General features: G+C 64.2%; 13 protein-coding genes. 4 read left to right on the forward strand and 9 right to left on the reverse strand.

What is annotated here, in order from left to right; all coding sequences use genetic code 11:
- Nucleotides 1-51 precede the first annotated feature (51 nt).
- The 4 genes from H0I86_RS11625 to H0I86_RS11640 all read right to left on the reverse strand — a co-directional run bounded on the left by H0I86_RS11625 (nt 52) and on the right by H0I86_RS11640 (nt 3481).
- On the reverse strand, nt 52-492 hold the full coding sequence (locus H0I86_RS11625; RefSeq protein WP_007930897.1) for a CBS domain-containing protein: 441 nt from the start codon (nt 490-492) through the stop codon (nt 52-54).
- A 174-nt stretch (nt 493-666) separates the two neighbouring features.
- Entirely contained in the window at nt 667-1806 is a 1140-nt protein-coding gene (gene solA, locus H0I86_RS11630; protein ID WP_373369426.1) for an N-methyl-L-tryptophan oxidase, read from the reverse strand.
- 71 nt (nt 1807-1877) lie between these two features.
- The gene (locus tag H0I86_RS11635) at nt 1878-2402 is read right to left on the reverse strand and encodes a DUF2867 domain-containing protein (RefSeq protein ID WP_180925116.1); all 525 of its coding nucleotides are present in this window, start codon (nt 2400-2402) and stop codon (nt 1878-1880) included.
- A 197-nt stretch (nt 2403-2599) separates the two neighbouring features.
- Entirely contained in the window at nt 2600-3481 is an 882-nt protein-coding gene (locus tag H0I86_RS11640) for a LysR family transcriptional regulator (RefSeq protein WP_258019426.1), read from the reverse strand.
- A gap of 139 nt (nt 3482-3620) precedes the next feature.
- Here H0I86_RS11640 and H0I86_RS11645 point away from each other — a divergent pair, with 139 nt between their 5' ends.
- The gene (locus H0I86_RS11645; RefSeq protein ID WP_180925117.1) at nt 3621-5138 is read left to right on the forward strand and encodes an MFS transporter; all 1518 of its coding nucleotides are present in this window, start codon (nt 3621-3623) and stop codon (nt 5136-5138) included.
- Nucleotides 5139-5542: 404 nt separating this feature from the next.
- Here H0I86_RS11645 and H0I86_RS11650 read toward each other — a convergent pair whose 3' ends face one another.
- The 5 genes from H0I86_RS11650 to H0I86_RS11670 form a co-directional block, all read right to left on the reverse strand.
- Nucleotides 5543-6640, reverse strand: a complete 1098-nt coding sequence (locus tag H0I86_RS11650; protein ID WP_180925118.1) for a polyamine ABC transporter substrate-binding protein — start codon at nt 6638-6640, stop codon at nt 5543-5545.
- A gap of 161 nt (nt 6641-6801) precedes the next feature.
- A complete protein-coding gene (locus H0I86_RS11655) occupies nt 6802-7686 on the reverse strand; it encodes an ABC transporter permease subunit (protein WP_180925119.1) in 885 nt (294 codons plus the stop codon).
- Nucleotides 7683-8564 (reverse strand): ABC transporter permease subunit, encoded by an 882-nt coding sequence (locus H0I86_RS11660; RefSeq protein WP_164486554.1) that lies wholly within the window; start codon nt 8562-8564, stop codon nt 7683-7685. The genes H0I86_RS11655 and H0I86_RS11660 overlap by 4 nt, the downstream gene beginning before the upstream one ends.
- 41 nt (nt 8565-8605) lie before the next feature.
- Nucleotides 8606-9748, reverse strand: a complete 1143-nt coding sequence (locus tag H0I86_RS11665) for an ABC transporter ATP-binding protein (RefSeq protein ID WP_180925120.1) — start codon at nt 9746-9748, stop codon at nt 8606-8608.
- 236 nt (nt 9749-9984) lie between these two features.
- On the reverse strand, nt 9985-10746 hold the full coding sequence (locus H0I86_RS11670) for a gamma-glutamyl-gamma-aminobutyrate hydrolase family protein (protein ID WP_009048286.1): 762 nt from the start codon (nt 10744-10746) through the stop codon (nt 9985-9987).
- Nucleotides 10747-11011: 265 nt separating this feature from the next.
- On the opposite strand from H0I86_RS11670, the gene H0I86_RS11675 reads away from it, so the two are divergent.
- Genes H0I86_RS11675 through H0I86_RS11685 form a run of 3 tightly spaced genes read left to right on the forward strand, consistent with a single transcriptional unit; the run spans nt 11012 to nt 15248 of the window.
- Entirely contained in the window at nt 11012-12388 is a 1377-nt protein-coding gene (locus H0I86_RS11675; RefSeq protein ID WP_180925121.1) for a glutamine synthetase family protein, read from the forward strand.
- Nucleotides 12389-12421: 33 nt separating this feature from the next.
- Complete coding sequence (locus tag H0I86_RS11680) at nt 12422-13912, forward strand: aldehyde dehydrogenase (protein ID WP_180925122.1); 1491 nt, start codon at nt 12422-12424, stop codon at nt 13910-13912.
- Nucleotides 13913-13967: 55 nt separating this feature from the next.
- Nucleotides 13968-15248, forward strand: coding sequence for an NAD(P)/FAD-dependent oxidoreductase (locus tag H0I86_RS11685; RefSeq protein WP_180925123.1), 1281 nt, complete (start codon nt 13968-13970; stop codon nt 15246-15248).
- The last annotated feature ends 272 nt before the right edge of the window (nt 15249-15520 follow it).

Here is a 15520-nt window from a genome sequence, read left to right on the forward strand (position 1 = left end):
GCCTCTTCGCCGGCAAGCCGGCTCCTGCGGGGAGGGTATCGGGGAGAGGGCTTACTCGCCGCGAATGTACTGTTCCAGCTGGCGGATCAGGTCGGCCTGTTCGGCGATGGCTTCCTTGACCAGGTCGCCGATCGACAGCAGGCCCAGCAACTGGCCGTCTTCCACCACCGGCAGGTGCCGCAGGTGGCTGTCGGTCATGATGCCCATGCAGGTTTCCACGCTCTGGTGCGAGTCCACGGTGATCACCGGCGAACTCATGATCGCGCTGACCGGCGTGCCCACCGAGGAGCGGCCGTGCAGCACCAGCTTGCGCGCGTAGTCGCGTTCGCTGATCACCCCGACCACTTCGCCGTTCTGCATCACGGGCAGGGCGCCGACGTTCTTCTCGGCCATCAGCATCAGCGCCTCGAGCACCATCTGGTGGGGCGCGATGGTGTGCACTTGCTGGTTGTGCTTGGCCTTCAACTTCAGTACTTCAGCGACGCTCTTCATGGGGCGCTCCTGTTGTTTTGCCTGGGACAGCCTGGCGCCGCCCCGCGGGGGTCTCTACAGAATCGTAGAGAGTGAACGAAGGGGCAAGGTTGAAAGCGGCGCCCACAGGAGGAAAAACGTCACTGAATCGTTTCTGCCTGGAAAGCGCCCCGTCACAAGGCATCCAGGCACCGCTCAATGGCCGAAACGCGCCAGGGAAAACGCGCTCAAATCGATCTCGCTGCGTCCGTCCACCAGCCGCTGGGCCAGGGCTTCGCCAATCGCCGCCGAGTGCTTGAAGCCGTGGCCGGAACAGGCGCTGACCACCGTGACGCTGGCCAGGCGCGGGTGCTCGTCGATGATGAAGTGCGAGTCCGGGGTCACGGTGTAGGCGCAGACCGCGGACTTCACCAGTTGCGGCGTGACCCCGGCGATATTGGCCAGCACCAGGTCGCGGTACATCGCTTCGCTCTGCGCCGCGCTGACCTGGCGGTCCAGGTTGTCCGGCGTCGAGGTCTCGCTGTACTGCTCGGTGGCGATCTTCATGCTGCCTTCGCCGGGGATCGGCGGGAAGCCGTAGCAGGTCTGCTCGTCGCTGGCGCCGTGGACGATAAAGCTCGGCGAGTGCTCGGGGAAGATCAGCGGTTCCGCCAGCTGGTACCAGTACAAGGTCTGCCGGCACACCCGCAGCAACTTGTCGAACGGCGCGCCGAGCAATTGGCTGGACCACATGCCGGCGCAGACCACCACTTTGGCCGCGCTGATGCGCCGGTTCTGGCTGGTGATATGCACCAGATCCTGCTCGTTTTTGATATCCAGCACCGTCTCGCCGGTGATCAGCGTCGCGCCCAGCTGGCGGGCCAGGGTCAGCTGCGCATCGATGCAACGCTCCGGCCGCACATAACCGCCGCCGGGTTCGAAGTAACCCACGGCGCTGTCGTGGATCGGCGCGAACTGTGGGAAGCGCTGGCGGATCTGCGCGGCGTCCAGCGCCTCATGCTCGATGCCGAACTGGCGAGCCAGGGCCAGGGTGTTTTCGGTGAAATCCGGTGTGGCGTCCTGTCCGCTCGGGGTGGCGCTGGAGGTCATCACCAGCACGCCGCACTGTTCGAACAACGGCTGCTCTGTCGGTACATCCAGCTGCGCTTCCAGCTCGCGCCAGATCTGCTGCGCGCGGATCGCCAGCGGCACATAGGCCGCGCCTTCGCCCACCGCCTGGCGCGTGATGCGGGTGTCGCCATGGCTCGAACCCTGGTCGTGGGGCGGGGCAAAACGGTCGATGCCGGCCACCTTCACGCCACGCTTGGCCAACTGGTACAGGGTCGCGGCGCCCATGGCGCCCAGGCCGACCACCACCACATCAAAATGCTGTTCTTGCACGGTAAAGTCCTTGTCAGGCAACAACGTTAGCGCTGATTGAGCATGGCCAGCATGCGTGGCGCGATAAACCGGTGGAACGGCGCCACCGGCAGCATGTACAGGCGGCCCAGCCGGTTGTGCGGATGGACCAGGGTCGAGAGCACCACCGGCCGTTCGCCCTGCGCATCAAGCGGCAGGCGGTTGATGGCCAGGTACACATCCAGATGCCGGTCCTGGTCGACCAGTAGCACTTCGTCAGGAGTTTGCGATACCAGGGTGAAAATCCCCACCCGATCGCCGGGCTGATAGTCGTCGTCCTGGCGCTCGAGATCAATGCGCGTCAGACGCCCCAGGTCCTTGAGCCCAAACGGCTGTACCAGCCGATTGCGCAGGCTCATCAGGTGGTCGATCCAGGCCGGAGTGCGGGCCATCAACCGCAGCGCATGACGCAGGGCGCTGCGCTCGCGGTCAACGGCCAGGGTGCGCTGGCAATCGATAAAGCTTGCGCCCGGCGCATGGCGGGCAATGCTCGAACCAGGAGGCAAGGAACAGCGGCTGACGCTGGATTTCATAAGGCGAGTCCGAGGAGAAGGTTGCGACTCGTTTCCCTGACTGAGCCACGCAGGGGGTTGTGCTCAAAGGCCTTCGCGACACTTTGGGATTCGGCTATTTGTGCGGCCACTCTGGTGGTTACGTAGGCGGTCCAGGGGGGGTGTTTGGCTCATTGAACGCTGTCCTGTGTGGGCTGGCCGGCCTGGCCAAAGGTTGGTTATGGCGCGCGCAGTGGCCGCTCCGCCATCTCAACCAGTAACTGGCCGAACTGGCGCGCCGCCGGGGTCTTTTCGCCGGCGCTCCAGGCCAGCAGGAAGTGCGCCTTGGGCAGCGCGGGCAGGCCGTATTGGCCGTCGACGATGCGCATGCCGGGTTTCAGGTCGCTGGCCATTTGCACTGTTGCGCCGAGGCCGCCGAGCACCGCCGTGCGGATACCTTCCTGGCTGGGTGAGGTGAATGCCACGTGCCAGTTGACGGGCGTACCCTGCAAGGCCTCGACGGCTACCTGGCGGTTAACGCAGGGTGCCGGCGCCAGTGCCAGCGGCAGCGATGCGCCGGGGGCGAGGTCGAAGTGCTCGGCCGCGACCCAGACGAACTGCGCCTCGCGCAGCAGCGTGCCACTGTCCGCCGCGAGCGGGTCCGCCAGCACCACTGCCAGGTCGAGTTCGCCGGCACCGAGCAGGGCGCGCAGGTCCAGATAGGTGCCGACATTCACATCCAGGCGTACGCCGGGGTAGGCCCGCGAGAACTGGCACAACAGGGGCGGCAGGCGCTCGCCCATGAAGGTCTCGGGCACTCCGAAGCGCACGATGCCCGATAGCGGCGACGGCTGGAAATGCCGGGTCAGGGCGTTCATTGCGCCGAGCACGGCGTGGGCGTGGCGCAGCAGTTCGTTGCCGTCTTCGGTCAAGGTCAGGTGCCGTGTGGTGCGGTACAGCAAGGGGCGGCCGATTTGCGCCTCGAGGCGCCGGATCTGATGGCTGACAGCCGACTGAGTGAGGTTCAGGCGTTCGGCTGCACGGGTGAAACCACCGGTTTCCTGCACGGCGACAAAGGCGCGGAGCAGGCTGGGGTCGATGTCCATGTGCGGTCTGTCCATGATGAGAATTACTGGATCCTACAAAATTAAATCATTTCCGTCATTGAACCGGCTTGCCCAGACTTGAGGTCTCAGCAAGCCCGGGGGTTGCCCGGGCCTTGGCTGGTTCCTGCCTACGAGCCCTTCGGAAACCCTCTCGATGCCCAAGTCCGCCTCCCGTAACCCCCTGGCTTTGCTCGCCATCTGCCTGGCTTCGCTGATGTTCGGCCTGGAAATCTCCAGCGTGCCGGTGATTCTCCCGGCGCTGGAAAGCCGCTTGCAGGGCGACTTCAAGAACCTGCAATGGATCATGAATGCCTACACCATCGCCTGCACCGTGGTGCTGATGGCCACTGGCGCCCTGGCAGATCGTTTCGGTCGCAAGCGGGTATTTCTCCTCAGTATCCTGGCGTTCGGCCTGGCTTCGTTGCTGTGCGGCCTGGCCGACAATCCCACCTTTCTGATCGCCAGCCGGGCGATTCAGGGCCTGGCCGGTGGCGCGATGCTGATCACTCAGGTGGCGATCCTGTCCCAGCAGTTTCGCGAGGGCCGGGAGCGCAGCCGGGCGTTCGCCGCCTGGGGCATGGTGTTCGGCATCGGCCTGGGCTTCGGGCCGATCATCGGCGGGGTGATCCTGGCGCTGTCCAGCTGGCCGTGGATCTTCCTGGTGCATGGTCCCCTGGCGTTGCTGACCCTGGGGCTGGCCATGGGAGGGGTGCAGGAGTCTCGCCAGGCCCGGGCCGGCAAGCTCGATGGCGCAGGCATTGTCCTGCTGTCCCTGGCGGTGTTCGGCCTGACGTTTCTGCTGACCCAGGGGCCGACCCTTGGCCGTTCGAGCGCCATGACTATCCTCCTGGCGACTGTGGTTTGCTTCATTGCCTTCATCAGGGCCGAAGCCCGCAGCCCGCAACCGATGTTCGACCTGCGGGTGCTCGGGAACCGGCGGTTTTCCGGGGCGCTGCTGGGGGCTGTGGGCATGAACTTCAGCTTCTGGCCGTTCATGATCTACCTGCCGATCTACTTCCACAGCGTCCTGGGTTACTCCAGCCTGCACAGCGGCCTGGCGCTGCTGGCCTATACCTTGCCGACCCTGGTCTTTCCGCCGCTGGGCGAACGCCTGGCCCTGCGCTTCGAGCCGGGACGGGTGATTCCTTTGGGACTGTTCTGTATCGGCCTGGGCTTTGTGGCGATGTACGCCGCCAGCCAACTGAGCGCGGCCAATGGCCTGGCCATGCTGCCCGGCGCCCTGTTGGCGGGGATCGGCCTGGGTATCACCAATACACCGGTGACCAATACCACCACCGGCTCGGTGCCGGCAGACCGTGCCGGCATGGCCTCGGGCATCGACATGAGCGCGCGGATGATTTCCCTGGCTCTGAATATCGCCTTGATGGGGTTGATCCTGGTGGCTGGGATTGGCGCCTATCTACGGCGCAGTTTGAGTGGCGTCCTGGATGCCGGGCAGTTGCGCAACTGGGCGGAACAGATTGCTGCCGGCCAAGGTCCGGCGCAGGGCATGCAGTGGCTGGTGGACTGTTCGGCACAGGTCGCGCTGGCCCATGGTTTCGGTTGGGTCATGCTGTATGGCGGGCTGAGTGTCTGGGGGCTGGCGCTGCTCAGCGCCATGACATTCGCCCCATGGCGGCGTCCGGAACGCAGTGCCCCTGCACCCCTGTAGCTGCAGGCTGTGATAGGCCGGGATCGCGCTCGGCACGCAGGACCTTCCGGGCCTCCCAAGAGCGGCGCCTCCTTCGGAGCCGATCGCAGCCTGCGGCAGCGGCTACACGAAGCCAGACCCCGATCCTGTAGCCGCTGCCGAGCCCGCGAGGCTGCGACAAGGCCCGCAGGGCCTTCATCGGTCTCGAGATCGCCGCATCCCTTCGGGACGTGCGCAGCCTGCGGCAGCGGCTACAGGGTTTTGTGCGGCCTGAAAGCAAAAAAGGCGCCCGAGGAGGGCGCCAAGGAGTCACCTGAACCGAGGGAGCCAGGCGAGCCCGTTCGCAGGGGTGTCGCGGTGGTAAGGCGCGACTGAACGGAAGAGGGCAGCGGCGCCCGCCGCGATTACCGGGCGGGCGCGGGGTGTCATTTGCCGAGCTTGATCCGCGTCCAGCCGCGGTTCATCACGCGCTGGATGGCGATCGGCTGGTCCGGCACCGCGTACAGGGTGGCGAGCACCGCTTGCGGCGGGTACGAGGCCGGGTCGTTGCGGATGGCTTCGTCCACCAGCGGCGTGGCGGCGGCATTGGCGTTGCTGTAGCCGAGGCTGTTGGTGACCTCGGCGATGATGTCCGGGCGCATCAGGAAGTTCATGAACAGGTAGGCGTTGTCGACGTTGGCCGCGTCCTTGGGCATGGCCATCATGTCGTAGAAGCTGCCGGCGCCTTCCTTGGGAATGCTGAAGACGACCTTCTCCTGGTTGCCGGCCTCTTCGGCGCGCGAACGGGCCTGCAGCACGTCGCCGGAGTAACCCACGGCCACGCAGATGTTGCCGTTGGCCAGGTCGGAGATGTACTTGGAGGAATGGAAGTAGGTCACTGAAGGGCGGATCTTCATGAACAGCGCCTCGGCCTCGAGGATCTGCGCCTTGTCCTTGCTGGTCACCGGGTAGCCCAGGTAGTGCAGGGCGGCGGGGAGCATTTCCGTCGGCGAGTCGAGGAAGCTGATGCCGCAGGCCTTGAGCTTCTCGGCGTTCTCCGGCTTGAACAGCAGGTCCCAGGAGTTGGTCGGCGCATCGCTACCCAGCACCGCCTTGACCTTGTCCGGGTTGTAGCCGATGCCGATCGAGCCCCACATGTACGGGAAGGCGTGGGCGTTGCCCGGGTCGCTGGCGGCGGCGTTCTGCAACAGCACCGGATTGAGGTTCTTCCAGTTCGGCAGCCGCGACTTGTCCAGCTCCTGATAGACCCCGGCCTTGATCTGCTTGGCCAAAAAGCTGTTGGACGGCACCACGATGTCATAGCCGGACTTGCCGGTGAGCAGGCGCGCTTCCAGGGTTTCGTTGCTGTCGAAGACATCGTAGGTGACGTGGATGCCGGTCTCGGCCTCGAACTTTTTCAGGGTGTCGGGGGCGATATAGTCCGACCAGTTGTAGACACGCAGCTCCTTGTCGCTGGCTTGAGCGCCGGTCACCATTGCGCCCATCAAGGACAGTGTTAGCAGAGTCCTGCCAAGCATTTTCATCACTACAACTCCATTTCTTATTGTGCAGAATTGCTGCATTCGCAATGCGGTGTGCCAGGGCGGACGCCATCGCCCGCAAGCGGGTTTCTACAGAGATTGCCCCTGTAGGAGTCCGCTTGCGGGCGATCCGGGCGTCGCGGTGTATCGTGAAACATGACGACTCAGGCCGTCGCTTGCATCCGTGGGGAGCTCGCCGGTTGATAGGCTTCGTTGGCGGTGTATTCCATGGCTTCCTGGATCGCCCGCTTGCGGGCCGCTTCGGCGCGACGGCCGAAGTACCAGACCAGGAAAGTCACCAGCGACACCGCCAGCAGGATCAGGCTGGCCACCGCATTGATCTCCGGCTTCACGCCGAGGCGCACCGCCGAGAACACTTCCATCGGCAGGGTGGTGGAACCCGGACCGGAGACGAAGCTCGCCAGCACCAGGTCGTCCAGGGACAGGGCGAAGGACATCATGCCGCCGGCCGCCAGCGACGGCGCGATCATCGGGATGGTGATCAGGAAAAACACCTTCCACGGCCGCGCCCCCAGGTCCATGGCCGCCTCTTCGATGGACAGGTCCAGCTCACGCAAGCGCGCGGAGACTACCACGGCCACATAGGCGGCGCAGAATGTGGTGTGGGCGATCCAGATGGTGACGATGCCACGCTCCTGCGGCCAGCCGATCATCTGCGCCATGGCCACGAACAGCAGCAACAGCGACAGGCCGGTGATCACCTCCGGCATCACCAGCGGCGCGGTGACCAGGCCACCGAACAACGTGCGGCCCTTGAAGCGGGTCACCCGGGTCAGCACAAAGGCCGCGAGGGTGCCCAGGGCCACCGCGGCAATCGCGGTGTAGCAGGCGATCTCCAGGGAACGCACCACCGAGCCCATCAACTGCTGGTTGTCCAGCAGGCCGACGTACCACTTCACCGACCAGCCGCCCCAGACCGTCACCAGCTTGGAGGCGTTGAACGAGTAGATCACCAGGATCAGCATCGGCAGGTAAATGAACGCCAGGCCGAGCACCAGCATCAGGCTGGAAAATCCGAAACGTTTCATGCCCGTCCCTCCATCTCTTTGGCCTGGCTGCGGTTGAACAGCAGGATCGGAATAATCAGGATCGCCAGCATCACCACCGCCAGGGCGGAGGCCACCGGCCAGTCACGGTTGTTGAAGAACTCCTGCCACAGCACGCGGCCGATCATCAGGGTCTCCGGGCCACCCAGCAGTTCGGGGATCACGAACTCGCCGACCACCGGGATGAACACCAGCATTGCTCCTGCGATGATGCCGTTCTTGGCCAGGGGCACGGTGATTTTCCAGAAGTTGTTGAAGTTGCTCGAACCCAGGTCCGACGCCGCTTCCAGCAGGCTCTGGTCGTGCTTGACCAGGTTGGCGTACAGCGGCAGCACCATGAACGGCAGGTAGGCGTAGACCACCCCTATATAGACCGCGGTGTTGGTGTTGAGGATTTCGATCGGCTCCGAGGTCAGGCCGCTCCACATCAGGAAGCCGTTGAGCAAGCCGTTGTTGCTGAGGATGCCCATCCAGGCATAGACGCGGATCAGGATCGCGGTCCAGGTCGGCATCATGATCAACAGCAGCAAGACGTTCTGCGTTTCCTTGCTGGCCTTGGTGATCGCGTAGGCCATGGGGAAGCCGATCACCAGACACATCAGGGTGCTGAGCAGGGCGACTTTCAGCGAGCCGAGGTAGGCCGAGATATACAGCTCGTCACCCACCAGCAATGCATAGTTGCCGACGTTGAGCAGCAGCTGGAATTTCTGTTCGGCGAAGCTGTAGATCTCCGAGTAGGGGGGAATGGCCAGGGCCGCTTCCGAGAAGCTGATCTTCATCACCAGGAAAAACGGCAGCATGAAGAACAGGAACAGCCAGAGGAAGGGAATGCCGATCACCAGCTTGCGACCGCTGGGCAGCACACGGGTCAAACGCTGATTGAGAGTCATGGTGGAAGTACTCATGTGCGCAGTACCACGCCGCTGTCGTCTTCCCACCACACGTACACCTGGTCGTCCCAGGTCGGCCGCGCGCCACGGCGTTCGGCGTTGGCCATGAACGACTGGACGATCTTGCCGCCAGGCAGTTCGACGTAGAACACCGAATGCCCGCCGAGGTAGGCGATGTCATGCACCTTGCCCTGGGACCAGTTGTAGCGGTGCTCGGGCCGGGTGGTGCTGACCAGCATCTTTTCCGGGCGGATGGCGTAGGTCACCGACTTGTCCTGCACCGAGGTGCTGACACCGTGGCCGACGTAGATCTTCTGTTCCAGCTCCGGGCAGTGGATCACCGCGTGGCCTTCCAGGTCTTCGATGACGGTGCCGTCGAAGGCGTTAACGTTGCCGATGAACTCGCAGACCATGCGGCTGACCGGGGCCTCGTAGATGTCCACCGGGCTGCCGATCTGGGCGATCCAGCCCAGGTGCATGATGGCGATGCGCTGGGCCATGGTCATGGCCTCTTCCTGGTCGTGAGTCACCATCACGCAGGTCACGCCGACGCGCTCGATGATCTCCACCAGCTCCAGTTGCATCTGCGAGCGCAGCTTTTTATCCAGGGCGCCCATGGGTTCGTCGAGCAGCAGCAGCTTCGGTCGCTTGGCCAGGGAGCGGGCCAGGGCCACGCGCTGGCGCTGGCCGCCGGACAGCTGGTGCGGCTTACGCTTGGCGTACTGGGTCATGTGCACCAGCTTGAGCATTTCGCCGACCCGGGCCTCGATCTCGTCCGCCGGCAGGCGATCCTGCTTGAGGCCGAAGGCGATGTTCTGGGCCACGGTCATGTGCGGGAACAGCGCATAGGACTGGAACATCATGTTGATCGGCCGCTCGTAAGGCGGCATGTCGGTGATGTCCACACCGTCCAGGTAGATACGCCCCTCCGTCGGCCGCTCGAAACCCGCCAGCATGCGCAGCAGGGTGGACTTGCCGGAACCCGAGCCACCGAGCAGGGCGAAGATCTCGCCCTGGTGAATGTCCAGGGACACATCGTCCACGGCCACGGTTTCATCGAACTTCTTGGTCACGCGGTCGACTCTCACCAGCACCTTCTGCGGTTGCGGGTGACCTTCCAGAGCCTTTCTGTACGTGCTGGAGGCGTTTGCCATGTGGAACTCCCAACAGATGTCAGTCGTCGGGCCAAAACGGCCCGGCTTAATAGATGGATGACAAACCCGTGGTGGCGGGTTTATTCGGCGCTGCCGTCCTGGCGGCCTGACGCTGGTTCTTGTTCTTTGTGTTGCTGGGTGTGGCTTGAACCGCCCCACGGGCCAAGGCGGGCGCACAAGGGCGCACCGCCGCCGGCCGGGGGCGTGGCAGTCAATTTCGCGGGTGAAGCTTTGAATCAGTGGCCGTTGCGCTGCGCCGCCCGTTGCCGGCAGGCGTCGCCGAAGGCCTGGAAGATCCGCAGGTAGACCGGGTTCGACAGCACCTGCCATTCAGGATGCCACTGCACGCCCAGGGCAAAGGCCGTGCTGTGTTCGACCGACACCGCTTCGATCAGGCCGTCCGGCGCCAGGGCCTCGGCGCGCAGGCCGGGGGCCAGGCGGTCGATGCCCTGGCTGTGGATCGAGTTGACCTGGAATTCCTGTGGCAGATCCAGGGCCTGGAACACGCCGCCCGGTTGTACCCTGACGGCATGGGCGGGGGCGTATTGCACGGCCAGGTCCGGGTGGTCGGCCTCGCGGTGATCGAGATAGCCCGGCAGTTCATGCACCTTCTGGTGCAGGCTGCCGCCGAAGGCCACGTTCATTTCCTGGAAGCCGCGGCAGATGCCCAGCACCGGCACGCCGGCGGCAATCGCCGCGCGCAGCAGGGGCAGGGTGGTGGCATCGCGCTGGGGATCGTGGGCGGTGCCCGGTTCGCTGGCCGGGCCCTGATAGTGGAAGGGCTCCACATTCGATGGCGAGCCGGTGAACAGCAGGCCGTCCAGGTTCTGCAGCAGAGCCTCGGTATCGATGAGGTCCGCCAGGGAAGGAATGATCAGGGGCAGGCCCTCGGCCGCGCTGCTGACAGCACGCAAGTACTTGTCGCCGCTGACGTGGTAGGGGTGCAGCCCGATCTCTTTGACGCACGCAGTAACGCCGATCAATGGCTTGAATGCCATTTTTATCACCTCGAAATTCACGCTGGAACGAGTTTTTCGAGAGCTTATCCTCGTTGATTTTAATTAACAACTTCCGTGTAAAAAATTCTAAACGCAATTCGTCGGATGCTCAGTATCTGTGGGTGTTTTTCCTGCTGTGGCGACCATAAGGGGCAAAATATTTAACGATCAGGGCCCTCTGTTCGCTATTGACTTCACTTTTTCTTTCGGATTGACTGCTGCCACGAAATCGCTTTGAACATAATAATTAACACATAGGTGCATCATGTCGGTCCCACTGCGTGCCGTTCAGCTCAACGAAGCCAACTCCTTCCTGAAGAACCATCCCGAGATCCTCTACGTCGACTTGCTGATTGCCGACATGAACGGCGTGGTGCGCGGCAAGCGCATCGAACGCACCGCCCTGCACAAGGTGTACGAGAAGGGCATCAACCTGCCGGCCTCGCTGTTCGCCCTGGACATCAACGGCTCCACCGTGGAAAGCACCGGCCTGGGCCTGGACATCGGCGACGCCGACCGCATCTGCTACCCGATCCCCGGCACCCTGAGCGTCGAGCCCTGGCAGAAGCGCCCGACCGCGCAACTGCTGATGACCATGCACGAGATCGAAGGCGAGCCTTTCTTCGCCGACCCGCGCGAAGTGCTGCGGCAGGTGGTGAGTAAATTCGACGCCCTGGGCCTGACCATCTGCGCGGCTTTCGAGCTGGAGTTCTACCTGATCGACCAGGACAACGTGAACGGTCGCCCGCAGTCGCCACGTTCGCCGATTTCCGGCAAGCGTCCGCAGTCGACCCAGGTCTACCTGATCGACGACCTGGACGAATACGTCGACTGCCTGCAAGACATCCTCGAAGGGGCGAAAGAGCAGGGCATCCCCGCCGACGCCATCGTCAAGGAAAGCGCCCCGGCGCAGTTCGAGGTCAACCTGCACCACGTCTCCGACCCGATCAAGGCCTGCGACTACGCGGTGCTGCTCAAGCGCCTGGTGAAGAACATCGCCTACGACCATGAGATGGACACCACCTTCATGGCCAAGCCGTACCCGGGCCAGGCCGGTAACGGCCTGCACGTGCACATCTCGATTCTCGACAAGCAAGGCAACAACATCTTCGCCAGCGACGACCCGGAAACCAACGACGCCCTGCGCCACGCCATCGGCGGCGTATTGGAGACCCTGCCGGCGCAGATGGCCTTCCTCTGCCCGAACGTCAACTCCTACCGCCGCTTCGGCGCGCAGTTCTACGTGCCGAACTCGCCGAGCTGGGGCATCGACAACCGCACCGTGGCCGTGCGCGTGCCGACCGGTTCGGCGGATGCGGTGCGCATCGAACACCGCGTGGCCGGCGCCGACGCCAACCCCTACCTGCTGATGGCTTCGGTACTGGCCGGTATTCACCACGGCCTGACCAACAAGATCGAGCCCGGCGCGCCGGTGGAAGGCAACTCCTACGAGCAGAACGAACAGAGCCTGCCGACCAACCTGCGCGACGCCCTGCGGGTGCTGGACGACAGCGAGGTGATGGCCAGGTACATCGACCCGATGTACATCGACGTGTTCGTCGCCTGTAAGGAGAGCGAGCTGGCCGAGTTCGAAAACTCGATCTCCGACCTCGAATACAACTGGTACCTGCACACGGTCTGACGGCCGTTCCTTTTCCTGCGTTGAGTATTTGCCATGACTAAATCCCGCAGCGACTGGGAGCAGCGCTTCCAGTCCTTGACCCTCGAAGGGCGCGCCTTTATCGACGGCCAGTATTGCCACGCCGCCAGCGCGGCCACCTTCGAATGCATCAGCCCGGTGGACGGGCGTTTCCTGGCCAACGTCGCCAGCACCGACGAGGCCGACGCCGACCGCGCAGTGCAGGTGGCGCGCCAGGCATTCGAGTCCGGCGTCTGGTCGCGCAAGGCCCCGGCCGAGCGCAAGCGCGTGCTGATCCGCTTCGCCGATTCGATCCTCGAGCACCAGGACGAACTGGCGCTCCTGGAAACCCTGGACATGGGCAAGCCCATCGGCGACTCCCTGAGCATCGACGTGCCGGCCACCGCCAACGCGATCCGCTGGAGCGCCGAGGCCATCGACAAAATCTACGACGAAGTGGCGGCCACGCCCCACGATCAGCTGGGCCTGGTGACGCGGGAGGCCTCCGGCGTGGTGGCGGCCATCGTGCCGTGGAACTTCCCGCTGATCATGGCCAGCTGGAAATTCGCCCCGGCCCTGGCGGCGGGCAACTCGTTCATCCTCAAGCCTTCGGAAAAGTCGCCGCTGACCGCGATCCGCATTGCCCAGCTGGCGCTGGATGCCGGCATCCCCAAAGGCGTGTTCAACGTGCTGCCGGGCTACGGCCACACCGTCGGCAAGGCCCTGGCCCTGCATATGGACGTGGACGTGCTGGCCTTCACCGGCTCCACCGCGGTGGGCAAGCAACTGCTGGTGTACTCCGGGCAGAGCAACATGAAGCGCGTCTGGCTGGAGGCGGGCGGCAAGAGCCCCAACGTGGTGTTCGCCGACGCGCCGGACCTGCGCGCGGCAGCGGAGGCGGCGGCCAGCGCCATTGCCTTCAACCAGGGCGAAGTCTGCACCGCCGGCTCGCGCCTGCTGGTGGAGCGCTCGATCCGCGACCAGTTCATTCCGTTGCTGGTGGACGCCATCAAGGCCTGGAAACCCGGGCATGCCCTCGATCCACAGACCCGCGTTGGCGCACTGGTGGATCAGCGCCAGCTGGACAACGTGCTGCGTTACATCGGCATCGGCAAGGAGCAGGGCGGCCAACTGCTGGCCGGCGGCGCGCGGACCCTGGAAAGCACCGGCGGGCTGTATGTCGAGCCGACCATTTTCGACGGCGTGACCAACGCTATGGCCATCGCCCGTGAAGAGATCTTCGGCCCGGTGCTGTCGGTGATCAGCTTCGACACCGAAGAAGAAGCGCTGACGATCGCCAACGACAGCATCTTCGGCCTCGCCGCCGGAGTCTGGACCAGCAACCTCAGCCGCGCCCACCGCTTCGCCCGTGGCCTGCGCGCCGGCAGCGTGTGGGTCAACCAGTACGATGGCGGCGACATGACCGCGCCGTTCGGCGGCTTCAAACAGTCGGGCAATGGTCGCGACAAGTCGCTGCACGCCTTTGACAAGTACACCGAGCTGAAAGCGACCTGGATCAAGCTCTGACTCTGATAACAACGGCGGGGCTGGCTGCAGCTGGCACCTGCTGGGGAATTCGATAATGCAAACCTACGTAAACAGCTACTACGCCGCGACCCGCAACCAGACCAGCGACTTTCCGGTATTGGAAGAAATGGTCGACTGCGACGTCTGCGTGATCGGCGCCGGCTACACCGGCCTGTCCTCGGCGCTGTTCCTCGCCGAGGCGGGCTACAGCGTCGCCGTGCTTGAAGCGGCCAAGGTCGGCTTCGGCGCCAGCGGGCGCAACGGCGGGCAACTGGTCAACTCCTACAGCCGCGACGTCGATGTGATCGAGTCGCGCTACGGCGAGAAAAGCGCCGAAGTGCTGGGCAGCATGATCTTCGAAGGCGCCGACATCATTCGCCAGCGCATCCAGCACTACGACATCCAGTGCGACTACCGCCCGGGTGGCATCTTCGCCGCCATGAACAAGAAGCAGTTCAAGGGCCTGGCCGAGCAGAAGGCCAGCTGGGAGCGCTACGGCAACAACAACTTGAAGCTGCTGGACCAGGCGCAGATCGCCCGGGAAGTCGGCTCCGACGCCTACGTCGGCGGCCTGCTGGACATGCAAGGCGGGCACATCCACCCGCTGAACCTGGCCCTGGGCGAAGCCAGCGCCATCATTGGCCTGGGCGGCAAGATCTTCGAGCAGTCGGCGGCGGTGGAAATCACCTACGGCGAACCGAATATTGTGCGCACCGCCAAGGGCGTGGTCCGCGCCAAGTACCTGCTGATCGCCGGCAACGCCTACCTGCAGCAGGACCTCGACCCACGGGTGACGCGCAAGAGCATGCCGTGCGGCTCGCAGATCGTGGTCACCGAACCGCTGCCTGCACAAATGGCTCGCAGCCTGATCCGCAACAACTACTGCGTCGAAGACTGCAACTACCTGCTGGACTACTACCGCCTCACCGCCGACAACCGCCTGCTGTACGGCGGCGGCGTGGTCTACGGCGCCCGTGAGCCGAACGACATCGAGCAACTGATCCGGCCGAAGATCCTCAAGACCTTCCCCCAGCTCAAGGACGTGAAGATCGACTACCGCTGGACCGGCAACTTCCTGCTGACCATGTCGCGCATGCCGCAGTTCGGCCGCATCGAAAAGAACGCCTACTACATGCAGGGCTACAGCGGCCACGGCGTCACCTGCTCGCACCTGGCCGGCAAACTGATCGCCGAGATGATCCGCGGCGACGCCGAACGCTTCGACGCCTTCGCCTCGCTACCGCACATGCCGATGATCGGCGGCCGTACCTTCCAGGCCCCGCTGACCGCCATGGGCGCCGCGTACTACGCGTTGCGCGACCGCTTCGGCATCTGATCCCGATACGTTTCCTGCGTTTGCCCGCGCTTGCGCGGGCTTTTTTCAGCCCCGAAACCCACATCCGAACCCGCAAACCTGTAGCCGCTGCCGCAGGCTGCGATGAGGGGCGCAGGCCCTCCCGGGGCCCGAAAAAACACCGCCGGTTTTCAACGCCTGGCACACGCCACGACAAGGCCAATTACCACCATCGGCCACCGCTACAGCTCCACCCACAAACGTGATTTAATAGCCGCCTTTCAGGTTCCGGGGCCACTGGATCGGCGAACTTC

This window comes from Pseudomonas chlororaphis subsp. aurantiaca, assembly GCF_013466605.1.
Lineage (GTDB): Bacteria > Pseudomonadota > Gammaproteobacteria > Pseudomonadales > Pseudomonadaceae > Aquipseudomonas > Aquipseudomonas chlororaphis_I.

Coding starts and splice junctions, on each gene's coding strand:
- solA (WP_373369426.1), bottom strand. CDS start 1,806: ATGGGCGCCGCGACCCTGTACCAGTTGGCCAAGCGTGGCGTGAAGGTG.
- H0I86_RS11655 (WP_180925119.1), bottom strand. CDS start 7,686: ATGAAACGTTTCGGATTTTCCAGCCTGATGCTGGTGCTCGGCCTGGCG.
- H0I86_RS11650 (WP_180925118.1), bottom strand. CDS start 6,640: ATGAAAATGCTTGGCAGGACTCTGCTAACACTGTCCTTGATGGGCGCA.
- H0I86_RS11625 (WP_007930897.1), bottom strand. CDS start 492: ATGAAGAGCGTCGCTGAAGTACTGAAGTTGAAGGCCAAGCACAACCAG.
- H0I86_RS11670 (WP_009048286.1), bottom strand. CDS start 10,746: ATGGCATTCAAGCCATTGATCGGCGTTACTGCGTGCGTCAAAGAGATC.
- H0I86_RS11640 (WP_258019426.1), bottom strand. CDS start 3,481: ATGGACAGACCGCACATGGACATCGACCCCAGCCTGCTCCGCGCCTTT.
- H0I86_RS11685 (WP_180925123.1), top strand. CDS start 13,968: ATGCAAACCTACGTAAACAGCTACTACGCCGCGACCCGCAACCAGACC.
- H0I86_RS11635 (WP_180925116.1), bottom strand. CDS start 2,402: ATGAAATCCAGCGTCAGCCGCTGTTCCTTGCCTCCTGGTTCGAGCATT.
- H0I86_RS11680 (WP_180925122.1), top strand. CDS start 12,422: ATGACTAAATCCCGCAGCGACTGGGAGCAGCGCTTCCAGTCCTTGACC.
- H0I86_RS11675 (WP_180925121.1), top strand. CDS start 11,012: ATGTCGGTCCCACTGCGTGCCGTTCAGCTCAACGAAGCCAACTCCTTC.
- H0I86_RS11665 (WP_180925120.1), bottom strand. CDS start 9,748: ATGGCAAACGCCTCCAGCACGTACAGAAAGGCTCTGGAAGGTCACCCG.
- H0I86_RS11645 (WP_180925117.1), top strand. CDS start 3,621: ATGCCCAAGTCCGCCTCCCGTAACCCCCTGGCTTTGCTCGCCATCTGC.